The sequence below is a fragment of the Microbacterium sp. IO18 genome (assembly GCF_049099505.1).
Classification (GTDB): Bacteria; Actinomycetota; Actinomycetes; order Actinomycetales; family Microbacteriaceae; genus Microbacterium; species Microbacterium aurugineum.
Genome location: NZ_JBMJAF010000002.1, coordinates 860,437 through 879,755, shown reverse-complemented (window position 1 = coordinate 879,755; position 19,319 = coordinate 860,437). Strand labels below are relative to the sequence as shown.

General features: G+C 70.5%; 20 protein-coding genes. 14 read left to right on the top strand and 6 right to left on the bottom strand.

The features are described 5' to 3' along the window. Positions 1-86 precede the first annotated feature (86 nt). Positions 87-1,472 (top strand): glycine--tRNA ligase, encoded by a 1,386-nt coding sequence (locus ACLF6J_RS15980; RefSeq protein WP_134352371.1) that lies wholly within the window; start codon positions 87-89, stop codon positions 1,470-1,472. A gap of 136 nt (positions 1,473-1,608) precedes the next feature. On the opposite strand, the gene ACLF6J_RS15975 is transcribed toward ACLF6J_RS15980, so the two are convergent. Then, a complete protein-coding gene (locus tag ACLF6J_RS15975; RefSeq protein ID WP_134352370.1) occupies positions 1,609-2,565 on the bottom strand; it encodes a helix-turn-helix transcriptional regulator in 957 nt (318 codons plus the stop codon). Positions 2,566-2,633: 68 nt separating this feature from the next. Here ACLF6J_RS15975 and ACLF6J_RS15970 point away from each other — a divergent pair, with 68 nt between their 5' ends. Continuing rightward, the gene (locus tag ACLF6J_RS15970; protein WP_134352369.1) at positions 2,634-3,782 is read left to right on the top strand and encodes an epoxide hydrolase family protein; all 1,149 of its coding nucleotides are present in this window, start codon (positions 2,634-2,636) and stop codon (positions 3,780-3,782) included. A gap of 224 nt (positions 3,783-4,006) precedes the next feature. On the opposite strand, the gene ACLF6J_RS15965 is transcribed toward ACLF6J_RS15970, so the two are convergent. From ACLF6J_RS15965 to ACLF6J_RS15955, 3 genes are read right to left on the bottom strand one after another with little or no spacing between them, the layout of a single operon-like run. After that, the gene (locus tag ACLF6J_RS15965) at positions 4,007-4,432 is read right to left on the bottom strand and encodes a DUF1801 domain-containing protein (protein ID WP_134352368.1); all 426 of its coding nucleotides are present in this window, start codon (positions 4,430-4,432) and stop codon (positions 4,007-4,009) included. Then, positions 4,429-5,001, bottom strand: coding sequence for an HhH-GPD-type base excision DNA repair protein (locus ACLF6J_RS15960; protein WP_134352367.1), 573 nt, complete (start codon positions 4,999-5,001; stop codon positions 4,429-4,431). The genes ACLF6J_RS15965 and ACLF6J_RS15960 overlap by 4 nt, the downstream gene beginning before the upstream one ends. A gap of 32 nt (positions 5,002-5,033) precedes the next feature. Then, positions 5,034-6,335: a glutamyl-tRNA reductase gene (locus tag ACLF6J_RS15955; RefSeq protein WP_134352366.1), complete on the bottom strand. Its 1,302-nt coding sequence runs from the start codon at positions 6,333-6,335 to the stop codon at positions 5,034-5,036. Between the two features lie 86 nt (positions 6,336-6,421). Between ACLF6J_RS15955 and hemE the strand changes: the two genes are divergently transcribed. Further along, positions 6,422-7,444 (top strand): uroporphyrinogen decarboxylase, encoded by a 1,023-nt coding sequence (hemE, locus tag ACLF6J_RS15950; RefSeq protein WP_134352365.1) that lies wholly within the window; start codon positions 6,422-6,424, stop codon positions 7,442-7,444. A gap of 15 nt (positions 7,445-7,459) precedes the next feature. Here hemE and ACLF6J_RS15945 read toward each other — a convergent pair whose 3' ends face one another. Beyond that, entirely contained in the window at positions 7,460-8,371 is a 912-nt protein-coding gene (locus ACLF6J_RS15945) for an NAD(P)H-binding protein (RefSeq protein ID WP_421076918.1), read from the bottom strand. A 67-nt stretch (positions 8,372-8,438) separates the two neighbouring features. On the opposite strand from ACLF6J_RS15945, the gene ACLF6J_RS15940 reads away from it, so the two are divergent. The 11 genes from ACLF6J_RS15940 to ACLF6J_RS15890 all read left to right on the top strand — a co-directional run bounded on the left by ACLF6J_RS15940 (position 8,439) and on the right by ACLF6J_RS15890 (position 17,096). Continuing rightward, complete coding sequence (locus ACLF6J_RS15940) at positions 8,439-8,771, top strand: metalloregulator ArsR/SmtB family transcription factor (RefSeq protein ID WP_131493328.1); 333 nt, start codon at positions 8,439-8,441, stop codon at positions 8,769-8,771. 26 nt (positions 8,772-8,797) lie between these two features. Then, positions 8,798-10,375 (top strand): protoporphyrinogen/coproporphyrinogen oxidase, encoded by a 1,578-nt coding sequence (locus ACLF6J_RS15935; RefSeq protein WP_134352363.1) that lies wholly within the window; start codon positions 8,798-8,800, stop codon positions 10,373-10,375. Positions 10,376-10,523: 148 nt separating this feature from the next. Continuing rightward, positions 10,524-10,955, top strand: coding sequence for a hypothetical protein (locus tag ACLF6J_RS15930; RefSeq protein WP_047521004.1), 432 nt, complete (start codon positions 10,524-10,526; stop codon positions 10,953-10,955). Between the two features lies 1 nt (position 10,956). Further along, a complete protein-coding gene (locus ACLF6J_RS15925) occupies positions 10,957-11,364 on the top strand; it encodes a phage holin family protein (protein WP_021198266.1) in 408 nt (135 codons plus the stop codon). Further along, positions 11,351-11,623 carry a hypothetical protein gene (locus ACLF6J_RS15920; protein WP_047521001.1) on the top strand — a complete coding sequence of 91 codons (273 nt, stop codon included), beginning with the start codon at positions 11,351-11,353 and terminating at the stop codon, positions 11,621-11,623. Before ACLF6J_RS15925 ends, ACLF6J_RS15920 begins: the two co-directional genes overlap by 14 nt. 77 nt (positions 11,624-11,700) lie before the next feature. Beyond that, positions 11,701-12,381 (top strand): hydrogen peroxide-dependent heme synthase, encoded by a 681-nt coding sequence (gene hemQ, locus ACLF6J_RS15915; protein ID WP_047520999.1) that lies wholly within the window; start codon positions 11,701-11,703, stop codon positions 12,379-12,381. A 5-nt stretch (positions 12,382-12,386) separates the two neighbouring features. Further along, positions 12,387-13,382 carry a hydroxymethylbilane synthase gene (gene hemC / locus ACLF6J_RS15910; protein ID WP_134352362.1) on the top strand — a complete coding sequence of 332 codons (996 nt, stop codon included), beginning with the start codon at positions 12,387-12,389 and terminating at the stop codon, positions 13,380-13,382. Continuing rightward, a complete protein-coding gene (locus ACLF6J_RS15905; RefSeq protein WP_047520995.1) occupies positions 13,379-14,179 on the top strand; it encodes a uroporphyrinogen-III synthase in 801 nt (266 codons plus the stop codon). Before hemC ends, ACLF6J_RS15905 begins: the two co-directional genes overlap by 4 nt. Beyond that, complete coding sequence (gene hemB, locus ACLF6J_RS15900; protein ID WP_134352361.1) at positions 14,176-15,153, top strand: porphobilinogen synthase; 978 nt, start codon at positions 14,176-14,178, stop codon at positions 15,151-15,153. Before ACLF6J_RS15905 ends, hemB begins: the two co-directional genes overlap by 4 nt. Before the next feature lie 75 nt (positions 15,154-15,228). Beyond that, the gene (hemL, locus tag ACLF6J_RS15895; RefSeq protein ID WP_134352360.1) at positions 15,229-16,551 is read left to right on the top strand and encodes a glutamate-1-semialdehyde 2,1-aminomutase; all 1,323 of its coding nucleotides are present in this window, start codon (positions 15,229-15,231) and stop codon (positions 16,549-16,551) included. Positions 16,552-16,646: 95 nt separating this feature from the next. Next, a complete protein-coding gene (locus ACLF6J_RS15890) occupies positions 16,647-17,096 on the top strand; it encodes a hypothetical protein (RefSeq protein WP_131493338.1) in 450 nt (149 codons plus the stop codon). 97 nt (positions 17,097-17,193) lie between these two features. On the opposite strand, the gene ACLF6J_RS15885 is transcribed toward ACLF6J_RS15890, so the two are convergent. Then, positions 17,194-19,230, bottom strand: coding sequence for an ATP-binding cassette domain-containing protein (locus ACLF6J_RS15885; protein WP_208526485.1), 2,037 nt, complete (start codon positions 19,228-19,230; stop codon positions 17,194-17,196). Positions 19,231-19,319 lie beyond the last annotated feature (89 nt).

Below are 19,319 nucleotides of genomic sequence, written 5' to 3'. Positions count from 1 at the left end.
CGGGGCCAGGGTCGCCACGGGGCGACGGATAGAATGGGGTGCCCGTGTTCACGGGTCTCCTCCCGCATCCGACCATTGGAGCCACCATGGCCGAACAGTCCCGCCTCGACAAGGTCATCGCCCTCGCCCGCCACCGCGGGTTCGTGTTCCAAGCGGGTGAGATCTACGGCGGTTCCCGGTCGGCCTGGGACTACGGCCCCCTCGGGACGGAGCTCAAGGAGAACATCCGTCGTCAGTGGTGGCAGACGTTCGTGCGCGGCCGTGGCGACATGGTCGGCCTGGACTCCAGCATCATCCTCCCCAAGCGCGTGTGGGAGGCCTCGGGTCACGTCGCGACCTTCACCGACCCGCTGGTCGAGTGCCTGCAGTGCCACAAGCGCTTCCGTGCCGACAACCTCATCGAGGACTTCGAGGCGCGCAAGGGGCGCAAGGCCGAGAACGGCCTCGCCGACATCCCCTGCCCCAACTGCGGCACCAAGGGGCAGTACACGGAGCCCAAGGCGTTCTCCGGCCTGGTGAAGACCTACCTCGGCGTCGTGGACGATGAGTCGGGCCTGTACTTCCTGCGCCCCGAGACCGCGCAGGGCATCTTCGTGAACTTCTCGAACGTGCTCACCGCGAGCCGCAAGAAGCCGCCGTTCGGCATCGGCCAGGTGGGCAAGGCGTTCCGCAACGAGATCACGCCGGGTAACTTCATCTTCCGCACGCGCGAGTTCGAGCAGATGGAGATCGAGTTCTTCACGCCGCCCGCCGATGCACAGCAGTGGTTCGAGCACTGGGTCGAGGCCTGCTGGAACTGGTTCATCGATCTGGGCATCGACCCCGAGAACATGCGCCAGTTCGACGTGCCGGAAGACGACCGCGCGCACTACTCGGCCGGCACGATCGACGTCGAGTACAAGTTCGGCTTCGCGGGCAAGGAGTGGGGCGAACTCATGGGCGTCGCCAACCGCACCGACTACGACCTCTCCAGCCACAGCGAGGCGTCGGGGCAGAGCCTGACCTACTTCGACCAGGCCACGGGCGAGCGCTACACCCCGTACGTGATCGAGCCGTCGTTCGGCCTCACCCGCGCGATGATGGCGTTCCTCGTCGATGCCTACCGCGAGGAGCACGTGCCCAACGCCAAGGGCGGCACCGACGTGCGCACCGTGCTCAAGCTCGACCCGCGCCTCGCGCCCGTCAAGGCCGCGGTGCTGCCGCTCTCGCGCAACGAGAAGCTGTCTCCTCTCGCGCGTGAGGTCGCCGACACGCTCCGCAGCTCCTGGGCCGTCGACTTCGACGATGCGGGGGCGATCGGTCGCCGCTACCGTCGTCAGGACGAGATCGGCACCCCGTTCTGCGTCACGGTCGACTTCGACTCGCTCGAGGACCGCGCCGTCACCGTGCGCGACCGCGACACCATGGCCCAGGAGCGCGTCTCGATCGACCAGCTGCACGCGTACCTCGCGGAGCGTCTGCGCGGCGCCTGAGCCTCGCGTCACCTGCCCACCTGACTTCCGGGCCTGGTGGTCGAGACCCCCGCGCCCCGCCGAGACCCCCGCCTGCTGACGTCAGCAGGCGGGGGTCTCGACGATCAGGCGGGGGCTCGGCACGGAGGGGGAGGGATCAGCTGCCGGCCACCGCGCGCGCGTAGCGCTCGGACAGCAGCTGGAGGCGGGGGATCAGCTCGGGCGGACTCTCGACCGTGAAGTCCATCATGAGCATCCCGATGTAGGCGGCGACCGTGTCGAGGCTGTCCGCGCCGGTGACGAGGATGCAGTGCTCCTCGTCGATCGGTTCGACCACACCGACCGCGGCATGGATCCGGTCGAGCACGGCCTCCGCCGAGGCGTCGATCCGCAGTCGGGCGTGCACGATCCACCCGCTCACCGCGATGGTGCGCATCGCGAAGGCCGTGTAGTCGCCCCCGGGCAGCGGCTGCGGGTCGAAGCGCCGGTGGGTCGGCATCCGCCGGTCCATCCAGTCGACGCGGTAGGTGCCCCACTCCGCGGTGTGCGGATCGCGCGCAACCAGGTACCAGCGCCGATGCCAGGTGAGCAGCCGATAGGGCTCGACCAGCACGGGCGCCCCTTCGTACTCGAAGCGCAACCACTCCTCGTCGCGGATCGCGCGCGCGATGGCCTGCAGCGATGCGGCGTCCACCTCCGGATCCGGGGCGTCGGTGTCGTTGTTCTCCGGAGCGCGGTCGACGCTGGTGCGGAGGGCGTCCACCGTGGGACGCAGATGCGACGGCAGAACCTGCTCGAGCTTGGCGAGGGCCCGGGCGCCCGACTCCGCGACCCCTGCGATGCCGGCCGCGGCGCGAAGCCCGACCGTGACCGCCACCGCCTCTTCGTCGTCGAGGAGCAGCGGAGGAAGCTTCCCGCCGGCCCCCAGGCGGTATCCGCCGATGGATCCGCGCGTGGCGTCGACCGGATACCCGAGGTCACGCAGCCGCTCGATGTCGTGCCGGATGGTGCGCGCCGAGACGCCGAGGCGGGCGGCCAGGTCGGACCCGGAGCGCTCGGGGCCGGTCTGCAGCAGGGCCAGAAGGGCGAGCAGACGAGCGGTCGGATCGGCCATCGGAACTCCGTGAAAGTCGTTCATTTATTAGGAACGAATCCAACCTAATGCCCTTCTACCTTCGAGATATGGAAAACACGACGCTCACCTTCCGCCCCTTCACCGTCTCGGTCTCCGCTGCCGAGGTCGCCGATCTCCAGGATCGTCTCGCCCGCACTCGTCTTCCGCAGCCGTCGCCGACGGATGACTGGGATGCCGGTACCCCCAACTCCTACCTGCGCGAGGCCGTCGCCGCCTGGCGCGACTTCGACTGGACCGCCGCCCAGGAGCGGATCAACGCCGTCCCGCACTTCACCACCGTGATCGACGGACAGACGATCCACTTCCTCCACGTGCGCTCGGCCCACGAGGGAGCGACACCCCTGCTGCTCGCCCACACCTACCCGGGCTCGTCGATCGACTACCTCGACCTGATCGACCGGCTCGTCGACCCGGTGGCGCACGGCGGCCGGGCGGAGGACGCCTTCGACGTCGTGATCCCGGATGCGCCCGGCTACGGCTTCTCACAGCCGCTCGCTTCGGCGGGGTGGACGACCGCACGCGTCGCGGAGGCTTACGACCGCCTCATGCGGGGGCTCGGCTATGACAGCTACGGCATCCACGGCTCCGATAACGGGGCGATGCTCGCCCGCGAGCTGGGGCTGCTCGAGCCCGAGGGATTCCTCGGACTGCACGTGCTGCAGCTGTTCTCGTTCCCCTCGGGCGACCCGGCGGAGTTCGAGAAGCTGGAGCCCGCGGACTACGCCGGCCTCGAGCACATGCAGTGGTTCCAGTCGGTGGGCGGGTACAACGCCATGAACTCCTCGCGCCCGCAGACCGTATCGGTGGGGATCAGCGATTCTCCGGTCGGACTCCTCGCGTACAGCGAGCTGTTCAACTCGTTCGGCAACGGCACGTCGCTCGTGCCTCTGGACAAGATCCTGCTCGAGGTCAGCGTGAACTGGTTCGCGAACGCGGCGTCCGGCATGTCGCGCAGCTACCTCGAGAACGCCAGGGCAGACGCCGCCGAGGAAGGGGCCGAGCCGCGCGTCAGCACCGCCCGCACCGGAGTCGCCGTGTTCGCGGACGACTTCCAGACGATCCGGGTCTTCGCCGAGCGCGACAACGCGAACATCGTGCACTGGAGCCGCTTCGACGAGGGCGGGCACTTCGCCGCTCTGGAGCGCCCCGACCTGCTCGCCGCCGACCTCCGCGCGTTCTTCTCCCCGCACCCCTGATACCCCGCCCCGTCCCCCCCCGCCCCGTCCCACCCCCCCGTCCCACCCCCGCACACGCGCCGAGACCCCCGTTCCGCGCCGAGACCCCCTCCTGCAGACGGCTGCAGGAGGGGGTCTCGGCGACGAGAGGGGGCGTCGACGATCAAGGGAGCACCGCAGCACCGCAGCACCGCAGCACCGCAGCACCGCAGCGTCGCAGCACCGGGGCACCGGGGCGGGGGGTGTCAGCCCGTGACGGTGAGCTGCACCTCGGAGGTGCCGCCCGCCTCGACCCAGGCGAGCGAGCTTTCGAGGATGCCGCGCAGCACGTCGAGGTCGATCTGCTCCAGATCCTTGATGTACAGGCACCCGACGCCCGTGGTGTGCGGGCCGAGCTCGGCCAGGGCCTCGGCGTGCGCGGCCACTCCGTCGAACAGGTAGATCGTCGTCGCAGCCTTGCGCGGAGCGAAACCGAGCAGCCCGCTGTCACCCTCCGTGCCGGTGGGGTAGCGGTAGTGGCAGGAGCCGAACCCGATGATCGTGCCCCAGGTCTGCGGTTCGCGTCCGGTGATCTCCTGCAGGAGCTCGGTCAGGGTCTCGGCGTCCCGACGGCGGACCGCGGGGGAGGAGCGGGCGATGAGCCCCGCGACGTCATCCCCGGTCGGCTTCACTTCGGTGCCTTGGCCGCGGCCTTCATGGCCTTCTTGTGCTCACGCACCTTCGTGAGCGAGTCCGGCGAGACGATGTCGGCGACGCTGCGGTAGGAGCCGTCCTCGCCGTAGGGAGCGGACGCCTCGCGCCAGCCCTCGCCCGTGAAGCCGTACTGCTTGCCCAGGAGCGCGAGGAAGATCTTGGCCTTCTGCTCGCCGAAGCCGGGGAGCGCCTTCAGGCGCTTCAGCACCTCGGGTCCCGACGGGTCTCCCGCGGTCCACAGCGCGGCGGCGTCTCCGTCCCAGTCGTCGACGAGGGTCTGGCACAGCGTCTGCACGCGGGTCGCCATCGATCCAGGGAACCGGTGCACCGCGGGGGTCTGCCTGAAGGCCTCGAGGAACTCGTCCGGCGCCATGTGGGCGATCGTCGCGGCGTCGGCAGCTCCGGTGCGCTGCTCGATCTTGAGCGGACCGGCGAATGCGGTCTCCATCGGAACCTGCTGGTCGAGCAGCATCCCCACCAGCAGGGCGAGCGGGTTGTTCGTGAGCAGGTCGTCGGCGGCGGTGTCTCCGGTGATGTGAAGGGCCATGCCTCCAGTGTCCCACCCCGCGGCGGAGCGTGTCAGGCGGTCGCGGCGTCGTCCGCGGCGGAGGTGTCGGCCTCGGGCGCGATGCCGTACAGCGCGGACAGCGCGGCGGTGAACTCGTCGGCGCGACCGGCGGCGGCGAGCTCGTGCGCGCGCACGGTCGGGGTGTGCAGCAGCACGCCGGAGAGGTGGCGCAGAGCCTGCTCGACCTTGCCGTCCTCGTCGCCGCGTGCGCGAGCACGATCGATCTCTCGCTCGAGCAACTCGAAGATGTGCGAGCGGAAAGCCACGACCGAAGGGGTCACGCTCTGTCGTGCGCCCACCACGTGGAAGGTCTCGGCGGCTTCGCGGACGACCGTGCGCGCGGCATCCGTCGCCTGGAGCTCTTCGAGCGGTGCGTGGAGGCGGATGGTCTCGAGGTCGAGCAGGGCCACGCCCTCGAGCGAGGCGACGGCGGGGTCGACGTTGCGCGGCATGCCGAGGTCGACCACGAGCCGGCTGTGGGCGCCGACGGGGCAGCCGACAGCGGCGGGTCCGGTCGGAAGCTGCAGGTGCTCGGGGCCGAGCACGGGCTCCGTGGCGGTGGTGCACGTGATGAGCAGGCTCGAGCGTGCGGCGGTGCGGGCGTACTCGTCGGCGGCGATGGGACGGATGCCGTGCTTCGCGGCGAAGACCTCGGCGCGGCCCGAGGGCGAGTACACCGAGATGTTCACGGCACCTCGCTCACGAAGCGTGGCCAGGGTGACCGCGGCATAGGCTCCGGTGCCGACCAGCAGCACGCGCTCGGCGGCCCAGTCGGCGATGCGGCTGTCGGCGAGTTCCAAGGCGAGGCGCACGAGCGAGCGGCCCGCGCGGCCGAGGGCGGTGACGTTCTTGACCTTGCGCTGCGCCTGGCTCGCACGCTGGAAGAGGCGTTCGAGTTCGGGGGAGGTGGTGCCGTCCTTGCGCGCGGACGTGAGGGCGCGGCGGACCTGCCCGGCGATCTCGCCCTCGCCGGAGACGACGGATTCGAGACCGGAGGCGACCGAGAAGAGGTGTTCGGCGACGCGGCGTCCCGAGTGCACGGCGTAGGCACCGTCGAGCTCGGCGGCAGGGATGCCCGTCGCGGATTCGACCGCTTCGATGACGGCCTCGACGCCGATCGCACCGGCTGCGGTCACCGGTTCGTCCATTTCGACGTACGCCTCGAACCGGTTGCACGTCGCCAGGACCACGGCACCCTGCACGCACGGCGTCATGCCCACGAGAGTGGGAGCGACGTCGTCGGGGGTGCGGCTCAGGCGTTCGAGCAGTTCGAAGGAGGCGGTCTTGTGACTCGCCGTCACACACAGCAGCACGTTTCAATTGTACCGGAGCGCGGAGAGCGGGGAGTCGCACGGCCCGACTCGGCGGCTCCATAAGGGCGGAATGCGAGGATGGGACCATGGCCCTCTCCGACGCCCCGCTTCTGCGCGCCCTCGCCGGCGACCGTCCCGCCCGCACCCCGGTCTGGTTCATGCGGCAGGCCGGCAGGTCGCTGCCCGAGTACCGTGACCTGCGCGTCGGGACCCGGATGCTCGACGCCTGCCTGACCCCGGATCTCGCTGCCGAGATCACGCTGCAGCCGGTGCGCCGGCACGGGGTGGACGCGGCGGTGTTCTTCAGCGACATCGTCATCCCGCTGCGTCTGGCCGGGGTCGACGTCGAGATCGAGCCCGGGCGTGGTCCGGTGTTCGCGGACCCGGTGCGCACGGCATCCGACGTCGATCGTGTCACCGCCATCGATCCGGACGACCTGGACGGCACGGCCATCGCGGAGGCGGTCGGCATCGCCACGGCGGAGCTGGGCGACACCCCGCTGATCGGATTCGCCGGTGCGCCGTTCACGCTCGCGGCCTACCTCGTCGAGGGCGGCCCCTCCAAGGAGCATCTGCGTGCGCGGGCCATGATGCACTCCGACCCGGAATCGTGGAACCGGCTGGCCGGATGGCTGGCGCGTGTCTCCCGTCGCTTCCTGGAGACCCAGCGGGACGCGGGGGCCTCCGTCGTGCAGCTGTTCGACAGCTGGGCCGGATCGCTCAGCACCGCCGACTACCGCGCGTTCGTGGCTCCGCACTCCCACGCCGCGCTCGCAGACATCAGCCTTCCGACCATCCACTTCGGCGTCGGCACGGGGCCGTTCCTCGCCGACATGCGCCTCGACGGCGTGGCCGACGGGGTGGGCGTCGACTGGCGGCAGCCCCTCGATGAGGCGGCCGCGATCCTCGGACCGGACGTCACGGTGCAGGGCAACATCGATCCTGCGCTCCTCGCCGCCCCGTGGCCGGTGCTGGAGGCTCATGTGCGCGACGTGATCGATCGCGGTCGAGCGGCGCGAGCCCACATCCTCAACCTCGGACACGGCGTCCCGCCCGAGACGGACCCCGACCAGCTCACCCGCATCGTGGAGCTGGCGCACTCCCTCTGACGATCAGATCGGCTTTCACGCGATTCGAGGGCGAGCAGTCCGCCGCAGACGACGCATGATCCGCAGGTCGTCGAGAGTGAAGCCCCCGGCCGGGAGCGCCGCGCGGATGCGCTCGTCGTCGAACGCCCGGGCCGGGCGGATGCCGATCGGCGCCTCGGGAGCGAACGGTGCGGCCTCGCTCACGCCCTCCGCGAGCATCCGTGCCTGAGCCTTCGCCACGAGCGGGACGACCATCGTCCACTCGGTCACCTGGGCCAGCGCCCGCACGATCCAGGTCGGCACCGGGAGGAACGCGGGACGGCGTCCGGCGACACGGGCGATGCGACGGATCGCCTCGCCGAGTGTGACCTCATCCGCACCCATGACCGCGATCGGCGGCTCCTCGATGCGGCCTTCGAGAGCGGCGACGAGGACGTCGACCGCGTCCTCCACGGGCACCGGTCGTGCCGTGCGTTCGCGGTAGCCGACGGTCCAGAAGAAGGGCACTGTCCGCACCGCCTTGGTCACGTGGTCGACCATGTGATCGCCGGGGCCGTAGATCATCCCGGACTTGAGGATGGTGTGCGGGATGCCGGAGGCGCGGACGATCTCCTCCGCCTCCCACTTCGACTCGTGGTATCCGGAGCCGCAGTCGGGCCGTGCTCGGAGGAAGCTGACGAGGACGATGCGCTGCACGCCGGCGCGGCGGGCTGCCTCCACCACGGCCCTCGTCCCGTCGACGTGCACGCGGCGGAACGTCTGTCCATCGATCTCGCGGTTGATCCCGGCGCAGTGCGCCACGGCGTCGCACCCCTCGAAGGCTTTACTCAGGGCCTCCACGTCGGTGATCTCGATGCCGTTCCGGCGGGAGATCACGACCGCGTCGTCGAGGCGGTCGGCGAGGTTCCTGCCGACGAATCCGGTGCCGCCCGTGATCGCTACCCGCATGGTGCTTCTCCTTTGCTAATTAGCTACGCGGCTACAGAGTATCTAGCAAAGGTGCTATATTGCAACCATGACCGACAGCGCGAGCGACATCTTCGCGGCGCTGGCGCACCCCACCCGGCGCCAGATCCTGCAGGATCTGAAAGAGGGGGAACTCGCGGCCGGCGAGATCGCCTCGCGTTTCTCCGCGAGCGGGCCGACCATCTCCCGTCACCTGAGCGTGCTCCGCCAGGCCGGACTCGTCACCGAGCGCCGCGACGCCAACCGCATCCTCTACTCGCTCGTCGGTGAACGGCTCGCGCTCTCCGTCGGCGACTTCCTCTCGACGGTGTGCCCCGAGCAGATCGTGCTGCGCGAGGTCCGCAAGCGTGGACGCGGCAGTTCTGAGCCCGTCGAGGCCTGATCCGCACCGGTGGGAGAATTGAGGGCATGACGCCCGACCCCTCCTCTGCAGAGCCGTCCGATCTCGCCGCCCGCGCGGCGCAGAAGCACGTGGTCGTGATCGGTGGCGGCATCGGCGGCCTCGTCGCGGCGCGGGAATGCGCCAAGGTCGGCATGCGCGTCACCCTGCTCGAGTCCGCGGACGAACCGGGGGGCGCGATCCGTCGCATCGAGCTGGATGGCGTCGTCGTCGATGCCGGGGCCGAGAGCTATGCCACCAGGGGCGGACACGTGCGCGCCTTCGTCGAGGAGCTCGGCCTCGCAGATCGCATCGTGGCTCCGCAGGCGGGCGCCGCCTGGTTGGCCGGCATCCCCGGCGTGGGCGCGGCACCGCTCCCGGTCGGAGGGATCCTGGGGATCCCCGCGAATCCGTTCCAGGACGACGTGCGTCGGATCATCGGATGGTCGGGCGTCTGGCGCGCCTACCTCGATCGTGTCCGGCCGCCCCTCACGATCGGCCACCAGCTCAGTCTCGGCAAGCTGGTCGCCTCGCGTATGGGACCCAAGGTGCGCGACCGTCTCGTCGCGCCCGTCACGACCGGCGTCTACTCCGCGTCTCCCGACGACGTCGACATCGACGTGGCTGCTCCGGGTCTCAATGCCGCGCTCACCCGCGTCGGCTCCCTCTCCGGTGCGGTGCAGTCGCTCCGTGACGAGGCGGCCACGGCGAGGGCGGCGACGGCGAGCGCGGCGGACAAGACGCCCGGAGCGGCGGTCGAAGGACTCTCCGGAGGCATGAGCGCCCTCGTCGACGCGCTCGCCGCCGATCTGGGACGCCTCGACGCCGACGTGCGGACGGGAGTGAGGGTGCGCAGCGTGCGCCGGGCCGGGGCGGCCTGGACGGTGGAGGTGGAGACCGCGCCCGTCGTCGACCTCCCCGCCGTCACCGACGACGAGGCCGCGGTCGTCACGGAGTTGCGTGCCGCCGCGGTGGAATCCGCTGCTCCGGTGGTCGAAGAGCTCGCCGCCGACGCCGTCATCATCGCGACGCCCGAGTCCACGGCGCGGGAACTCCTCTCCTCGGTGGTGCCCGATCTCCGGAAGACGGAGGCGGCGGCCTCGCCCGAGATCGAGATCGTCACCCTGATCCTCGACGCGCCCGCGTTGGATGCCACCCCGCGTGGCACCGGCGTACTCACAGTGCCGGGCAGCCACACGGCCAAGGCTCTGACACACTCGACCGCGAAGTGGGGGTGGGTGCGTGAAGCGGCAGGAGGTCGCCATGTCGTCCGCGTGTCGTTCGGCGCGCAGGGGGAACCGGCCGCCACTGCAGAGCTGAGCGATGCCGACGCCGCGCACCTCGCCCGCAGCGAAGCCGCTGCTCTGCTCGGCATCCCCCTCGCCCCTGCGGCCGTCCTCGCCTCCCATCGCGGCCGTTTCGTGCAGTCGCAGCCGGCGTCGATCATCGGATCCGGGGCCCGGCGTCGGGCCGCGCGGGATGCGGTTCAGGCGGTTCCCGGCCTCGCTGCGGTCGGTGCGTGGCTCGCCGGGACAGGGCTCGCGCAGGTGATCCCGGGTGCGCGGGACGAGGCGGACCGCTTGCGGCGCACCCTGTTGTGGGACTGAGACACCTCTCCGTGTCAACCCTCCGGCGCATAGATGCCGAAATCGGCATACGGGGTTACGCTGGGAACCTGCCGCCGGGCGCGAAGCCTGCGGTCGATCCAAGCCGGGCGAAGCTGGCCGGACAACCGGAACAAGGTGAGGAGACCCCATGAAGGGGAAGATCGGACTCGTCGTCGGACTCGGCGTGGGCTACGTCCTCGGCACCCGTGCCGGACGTGAGCGCTACGAACAGATCAAGACGCAGTGGCTGAAGGTGTGGAACCTCGATCCGGTGCAGGAGCAGGTCACCAAGGTCAAGGGCTTCGTCGGCGACAAGGCTGCTGCCGTGCCGGGAGCGCTCTGGACCGGCGTGGTGAAGGTCGCCAAGTCCGTCAGCGGCAACGGCACCCCGGGCCAGCGGCTCGACTCCGCCATCGCCACCGGCCGCGAGGCGGCGGAAGACCTCGCTGAAGCCACCGAGGAAGCGGTCGAGGCCGCGAAGGCGACGGCGAGCACGCCCGCCAAGAAACCGGCCGCCAAGAAGCCTGCGGCCAAGAAGCCCGCGGCGACCAAGTCCGCTCCCAAGAAGTCCGGCGCCTGACATGCCCCGCGGTTACCGTGATCGTGCCGACGACAGTCTGCTGACCCTGCTCGGGGATCTGCCGGAGCTCGTCACGAATCTGGTCAAGGCCGAGATCGACGCCGCCAAGGCGTGGATCTCGCGGACCTCGAAGGACGCCGGCATCGGCTCCGTGTGGTTCCTCGTCGCGCTGTTCTTCCTGTTCTGGGCCGTGCCCGTGATCCTGGTCTTCGCGATCGCCGGACTCTCGTCGTGGTGGCCCGTGTGGCTCTCGGCGATCGCCGTGTTCGGCATCCTGATCCTGGCCGTGCTGCTGTTCGCGCTGCTCGGCATCCTGAAGTTCCGCAAGGTCCTCGCGCGCCAGAACCCGGCGCAGGCCGTCGCGGAAGACATCCGACTCGTGAAGGAGGCCGGCGATGACGAATTCTGAGTCGATGCCGCGCACCGCCGTCCCCGCCGGGATCGTCGACCCCGTCGCCTCCGCGCGCGCGGAACTGAAGGCTGCCCTCGCCGCCATCGAGGTCAAGGGCAACCTGCCGCGCCGTCTCGAGAAGGCCTCCACGCGCGCCGCCGCCAAGGCCCGGGTGTTCGCCGATCGCAACCCGATCGGTGCGATCGCCGCGGCCGTCGGCGTCGCTGCGGCCGTGGGTGGTGCGGTCTGGGCGATCGCGCGCGTGATCTCCCGCTGACGCGCGGAGTTCCGAGAGGTCGGGACCGCTTCTGGGGTGATTAGCGGCTCCTGCACAAACGAGGCAGACTGGGGAGCATGATGTCCGAAGAGAGCGCTGAGAACCCGTCCGGCTTCACACTCTGGGCCGTCTGGCGACGGAATCCCGATGTTCCCGTGACGGAGAGCGAGTCGACGGAGCTCGAGACGATCGTCGCGTACATCGAGGACTCCGGGGTGACCGTTCGCGGCTTCTACGACGTCTCCGGACTCAAGGCCGACGCCGATCTCATGGTGTGGCTGCACGGCGACACCGCGGAAGAACTGCAGAAGGCCCTTCGACGCCTGCGCCGCACCGAGCTCCTGCGTCCGCTCCTCCCGGTGTGGAACGTCATGGGCGTCCATCGCGATGCCGAGTTCAACCGCGCACACGTCCCCGGATTCCTGCGCGGTATCGAGCCCAAGGACTGGCTGTGCCTGTACCCCTTCGTGCGCACGCCCGAGTGGTACCTCGCTCCGGAGGAGGAGCGGCGCACGATGCTGGCCGACCACGGACGCCGGGGTGCGGCGTTCACCGGCGTCCTCGCCAACACGGTCGCGTCCTTCGCGCTCGGCGACTACGAGTGGCTGCTGCCGCTCGAGGCCGATGAGCTCACCGACCTGGTCGACCTCATGCGGGACCTGCGCTACACGGACGCCCGGATGTATGTGAAGGAGGAGGTGCCCTTCTACACGGGGCGCAGGCTCCGGTTCGACGAGATCGCGGACGTCCTCCAGTAAGCGCCATGAGCACCCCCATCCGTCTGGGAACCCGTCGCAGCGCGCTCGCGCAGGCGCAGTCGGGCCATGTCGCGACCGCGCTCGAGAAGCTCTCCGGTCGCCCTGTCGAACTCGTCCCGATCACCAGCGAGGGCGACACGAACCGTGCCTCCCTGTCCGAGATCGGTGGCCAGGGCATCTTCGCCACGCGATTGCGCGAGGCGCTGCTCGCGGGGGAGTGCGACTTCCTCGTCCACTCGCTCAAGGACCTGCCGACCGCAGTCCCCGAGGGGCTCGTGATCGCCGCGACACCGAAACGGGAGGATCCGCGAGACGTGGTCCTCACCCGCGACGGCGTCCCGCTCCACGAGCTGCGTTCCGGCAGCACGGTCGGCACCGGTTCTCCGCGGCGCATCGCCCAGGTCCACCGGCGCGCGCCGGGTGCGGAGGTCGTCGACATCCGGGGGAACGTGGATTCACGTCTCGCGCGGGTCGTCTCGGGCGAGCTGGATGCCGTGATCCTCGCTGCGGCAGGGCTGTCGCGGCTCGATGCGAGGACTCCCCTCCAGCGCGAGGAGCTCGGGCTCGCCGAGTGGCCGACCGCTCCGGGGCAGGGTTCGCTCGCGGTGGAGACCCGTGCGGACGCGCCCCGGGAGCTGCTCGACGCCCTCGCCGGTCTCGATGACAGGGACACCCGGCTGGCCATCACGGTGGAGCGCGCGATCCTGCAAGGACTCGATGCGGGATGCCAGGCGCCGATGGCCGCGCATGCCGTCGTCGACGGCTCGTCGATCCGTGTCAGAACGGTGGTCTACGCGACGGACGGTGGGCGCCGGATCGGCCTCGACGTCACCGAAGACCTGAACGGGGAGTATATTCGTCGGAACGGCAGTGGCAATGGAGCGGATGCTGCCGATGGTGCAGACCCGATGCACGCAGCGCGCGAGCTCGGGTTCACTGTTGCCCGTCGGCTGCTCGATCAAGGGGCGGCCGGCCTCGTATCCCGAGAGCAATCCTCATGACCACTTCCGAAGAAATCAAGCAGGACCGACCGCTGGACGGCTGGCGCATTCTGGTGCCCCGTGGCGGGCCGTGGGGCGACAGCGTCGCCGCGAGCCTTCGGGCGCTGGGCGCCGTCCCCGTCGTGGCGCCGCTGATCAACTTCGCCCCGACCACCGACCAGGCGACGCTCGACACCGCGCTCGCGCAGCTCGCCGCCGGAGAGTTCGACTGGCTCACGATCACCAGTGCGACGACCGTGGACGTCCTCTTCGCCCATCGGGCGATCGTGCCGCGATCGACCAAGATCGCCGCGGTCGGTGAGACGACGGCCGCTGCTCTGCAGGCCGTCGGCTACGAGGTCGCGCTCGTCCCCGAGCAGGACAACTCCGCCGAAGGGATGGCGCGGCAGCTCATCGGACTCGAGAAGGAACCGCGCCGCATCCTCGCCCTGCGCAGCGAGATCGCCAAGCCGGTGCTCAGCCGTCTGCTCTCCGAGGCGGGGCACGATGTCCACGGTGTCGTCGCCTACCGGACGGTCGGCGTCCCGGTGACGGAGCGCATCCGCCGCGATGTCGAGAACGGCCGCATCAACGCGATCCTCGTCACCAGCGGCTCGGTCGCCCAGCAGGTGCGCGAGCAGTTCCCGGAGATTCCGGATGAGACGCTGCTCGCCGCGATCGGCCCACGGACAGCGAGGGATGCCCAGCTCGCAGGACTGCCCGTGTCGGTGGTCGCCGACCGGCAGACGATCGACGCACTGATCGACGCCGTCTCGCACTTCACCCTTCCGCACGCGGCCGACGAGTTCGCACCGTGAGCTACCCCGATGTTCGCCTGAGGCGGTTGCGCCGGTCTCGGGCCGTGCGCGACCTCGTGCGCGAGACCTCGCTGGAGCCGCGGCAGCTCGTGCTCCCGCTGTTCGTCCGCGAAGGACTCACCGAACCGGTGCAGATCGGCTCGATGCCCGGTGTCGCGCAGCACTCGATCGATTCCTTGCGCGCGGCGGCGGTGGAGGCGGCGGAAGCGGGTGTCGGCGGTGTGATGCTCTTCGGCGTCCCGGAGGTCCGCGACGCCCGCGGCTCCGGCGCCGACGACCCGCACGGCATCCTCAACCTCGCCACGGCGGCGCTCGCGGCCGAGGTCGGCGACGCACTCGTGGTCCAGACGGACCTCTGCCTCGACGAGTTCACCGACCACGGTCACTGCGGCGTGCTCGCGGCCGACGGCTCGGTCGACAACGACGCGACGCTGGAGCGGTACACCTCGATGGCGCTCGCACAGGCGCGGGCGGGGTCGCAGCTCCTCGGGCTCTCCGGCATGATGGACGGCCAGGTCGCGGTGATCCGCGCTGCCCTGGATGCCGAGGGCTTCACCGACACGCTTCTCCTCGCCTACGCCGCGAAGTACGCGAGCGCCTTCTACGGACCGTTCCGTGAAGCCGTCGACTCGCAGCTGCAGGGTGACCGGCGCACGTACCAGCTCGACCCCGGCAACCGCCGCGAGGGCGTGCGTGAGGCCGTCGTCGATGAGGCCGAGGGCGCCGACATCGTGATGGTGAAGCCGGCGATGGCGTTCCTCGACGTGCTGCGGGAGGTGCGCGACACCGTGAGCGTTCCGGTGTGGGCGTACCAGGTCTCCGGCGAGTACGCGATGATCGAGGCCGCCGGCGCGAACGGCTGGATCGACCGGCGGGCCGCCGTGCTCGAATCCCTGCTCTCGATCCGACGGGCGGGCGCGGATGCGGTGCTGACCTATTGGGCGACCGAGGCTGCGGGCTGGTTGCGCGGCTGACGTCTTCGGAGGCCGTGCACGACGGTTAGCCTGGAAGGGATGCCGGGACGGCTCCGCGCATCGCAAGGAGCTTTCATGACCGACCGCAATGACGACCTGTTCTCCGCTGCCAGGGCGGTGATCCCCGGCGGCGTGAACTCGCCGGTGCGCGCCTACGGTTCGGTCGGGGGGACACCGCGCTTCCTGGCGTCAGCCACGGGCGCCACGGTGACGGATGCGGCGGGGCGCGAGTACGTCGACCTGGTGGCCTCGTGGGGGCCCGCGCTCCTCGGACACGCGCACCCGGAAGTCGTCGCCGCGGTGCAGGAGGCCGCGACCCGCGGATTGTCGTTCGGTGCTCCGACCGAGGGCGAGGTGGAACTCGCGGCGTTGATCGCCGACCGGGTCCGCTTCGGTGAGATCCGCCCGATCGAGCGCGTTCGACTGGTGTCCACCGGGACCGAGGCCACGATGACGGCGATCCGTCTCGCGCGCGGAGCCACCGGCCGCGACTTGCTCGTGAAGTTCGCCGGGCACTATCACGGCCACTCGGACGGTCTTCTCGCAGAAGCGGGCTCCGGTGTCGCGACCCTGGCGCTCCCCGGATCGGCAGGAGTACCGGCTCCCATCGCCGCGCAGACGCTCGTGATCGGGTACAACGATCCCGAGGCGCTGGCCGCGGTGTTCGCCGAGCACGGACAGCGGATCGCGGCCGTGATCGTCGAGGCGTCGGCCGCGAACATGGGCGTCGTCCCGCCGGTGCCGGGATTCAACCGCCTGATCGCCGAGACCGCGCACGCGCACGGTGCGCTGATGATCCTCGACGAGGTGCTCACCGGGTTCCGCGTGCACCCCGCAGGCTTCTGGGGACTGCAGGCCTCGGAGGGCGAGGACTACCTGCCCGACATCGTCACCTTCGGCAAGGTCGTCGGCGGGGGGATGCCGCTGGCCGCGCTCGGTGGGCGGGCCGAGGTCATGGACCTGCTGGCTCCCTTGGGGCCGGTGTATCAGGCGGGGACGCTCTCGGGGAATCCGCTGTCGGTCGCGGCGGGCCTCGCGACGTTGCGACTCGCGACGCCCGAGGTCTATGCGACCATCGATGCCGCCTCCGCTCGGCTCTCTGCGGCCCTGGATGCCGCGCTCACGTCTGCCGGGGTCACTCACGCGGTCGCGCGGGCGGGCAACCTGTTCAGCGCCTCGTTCCGCGCCTCCGTGCCGCGGAACTACGCCGAGGCCCAGGCGCAGGAGTCGTTCCGCTATGCGCCGTTCTTCCACACGCTGCGGGAGCAGGGTGTGGCCCTGCCGCCGAGTGTCTTCGAGGCCTGGTTCCTGACCGCCGCGCACGGTGACGAGGAGCTCGGGCTCATCGAAGCGGCGCTGCCGGCTGCCGCGGAGGCCGCGGCGGCGGCTCGCCCGTAGCGCGCCGGGGAATGGTGTGACCCCACAAGGGATCGTTGCGTTCCTGTGAGCAACTTCCAGACAACTGGCAGGACGGCGCTGGCAGACTAAGTGTCATGGTGACGTTGCTGCTGGACCAGACGCAACTCGAAGTCGTGCTCTCGCCGCTGGAACGAGCCGCGACCTTCCACCGTGAGAACCTCCGGATCGTGCGCGACACCATCACCAAGGTCCAACTGACCGACGACGCGTGGACCTGGCTGCGAGGGGTGCCGAATCCCGGCACGCACATCCCCGGCGTCCTGGCCGCGGGAAGCTGGAAGGCCGCGGGCAGCCTCGACTTCGTGCTCATCCGCCGCCGTCGCCCGAGCGTCGTCATCGACCTCGAGGGCGACGATCAGTACCGCCGCCTGATCCTCACGACCCGGCACGGCCTCGCGCTCACGCAAGCGCTCCGACTCGACGTGTCCTCGGAGCCCGCGAACGTCGAGGAGATCGTCGCCACGGCGCCGACCCCCGTGACGAAGGGGAGCCGCCGGCCGGTCATCCGCCCCCGGCCCGCCTGAGCACAGGGCGACCGACGCGCGAATCCGCGCCCCACGACAGGGAACGCCCTCCGCAGCCGTCAGGCCGGGAGGGCGTTCTGCTGCATGAGCGGGCGGGTCACCCGTGGTGGTTCTCGCCGTCGTGATCCTGGCCGTCCGTCGCCTCGGCGTCGCCGGATTCCTCGAGGCTCGTTTCCTCGGACTCGGACTCGGACTCGGCCAGCGGAACGGTGTCGATCACGCCGGTGGAGGCGACGCTCCAGTGGGCACCGTCCTGGACGGGGGCATCGTCGGTGGCCTCGGCGTCCTGCCCCAGCGGGTAGTCCTTCGGCTCGTCCTCGTAGTACGCGCGTGCGGCCGCGGCGAGCATCGAGCTGACGGCTGCCGACCGCGGATCGGCGTCCTCCTCGGTCTCGGCAGTGTCCTCGGCGCCGTCGGCATCCTCCGCGGCGGTGTCGAGGTCGGCGAAGATCTCGACACCGGCGGGGGCATCGTCCTCCGCTGCGTCGTCGTTGTGGGCGTCGGCGCCTTCCGTGCTGACGATCCGCTCGTCCGCGACGGTGTCGTCTCCGGCGGTGGCGTCTCCGGCGGTGTCGTCTGCGGCGGTGTCGTCTGAGGCGGTGTCGTCGTGCTCAGAGGTCTGTGCGGGAGTGTCCGCCTCGGGGTCGTCACTCGTCGTGAAGACCTCGGCGACGTCGTGCCGCGGCGATTCCCGGTCACCCGTGGCCGCGGGGGAGGCGACGGGGGCTGCCGCGCCGAACAGGATCTCGTCGAATGACCGCGCCGGGGGCTCCTCTGCCTGGTCGGTCTCGTCGTCCCGGCTCGTGTCGCCGTGGTCCTCGTCGCCGTGACGATCTTCGTGGTCTTCGTGGGGGAGCGGTTCGTCCGCCTCGTATCCGGGTGCAGCGACGGGAGCGGCATCCTCCGGAGTTTCGTCGTCCGCCTCGGGGGTGAACAGCGAGGAGACGCCGTCGTTCGAATCGTCGTCGGCGGTCGCCGACGCGGAAGCCGCTGCGGCCAGGTCATCGCCAACGGCTTCACCGGCGGGTGCGGCGGCGGCCTCGGCGGCCCAGGCCGCGGCGGCGGCTACCGGGATGGCGACCGTGGACTCGGCGTCAGCGGCGTCGCTAGCAGCGGAGTCGGGCTCCGCGGTCTCGGAATCGGCGTCGGGCTCCGCGCGCTCGGAATCGGCGTCGTCAGGCGTGGCGGCAAGTACCGGCGCGTCGAGCGGCGGCGTGTTCGTGTCTGCGCGGGGCGCGAGTCGGCCGCCGCGCATGAGGTCGATGAAGACGTCTTCCAGGGTCGGGCCGCGCTGCACGAGCGTGCTCAGGGCGATTCCGGCCTCCGCGGCGACAGCTCCGACGGTCCCGGCGTCGCCGCCTCGCACGGTCAGGCCTGAGCGCAGGACCTCGATGTCGAATCCTGCCGCGTCGAGCGCGACCCGAAGCGCACCACGATCCGCGGCATCCACGATGACGGAGCCGCCCTGCGGGTCGGCGAGCGTCTCGATACCGCTCGCCAGCACCAACCGGCCCTTCGAGAGGACCAGGACGTTGTCGGCGACCTGCTCCACCTCGCTGAGGACGTGCGAGGACACGAGTACCGTGCGTCCTTCGTCGGCGAGGCGGCGCATCAGCAGGCGCATCCAGCGGATGCCCTCGGGGTCGAGCCCGTTGGCCGGCTCGTCGAAGACGAGCGCACCCGGGTCGCCGAGAAGGGCGTGCGCGACGCTCAGCCTCTGACGCATGCCGAGCGAGAAGCCGCCGATCCGGGAGTCGCCTTCGGAGTCCAAGCCGACGAGGGACAGAACCTCTCCGACGCGGGCCAGCGGGATGCCGTTCGCCTTGGCAGCGATCGTCAGCTGACGTTCGGCGGTGCGCCGAGGACGATAGACGGTCTCTTCCAGGACGGCACCGATGGTGCGCAGCGGCTGGCGGAGCTCCGCGTAGGCCGTCCCGCCGATCGTGGCCGTTCCGGAGGTGGCGCGCACCTGACCGAGGAGGATTCGCAGGGTGGTGGTCTTGCCGGCTCCGTTCGGGCCGAGGAAGGCGGTGACGGCGCCGGGCTCGACGCGCGCGGAGAAGTCCGAGACGGCGGTCACCTCATTGAAGCGCTTCGTCACGTGCGTGAACTCCAGCACCTGTCCTTCAGGCATCCGTGACCTCTCGTCGCAGTGAACAGTTCCTCCCTATCCTGCCGGAAAAGCCTGTCGGATCCCGCATTTCGCGCGGATTCTCCGCCCTC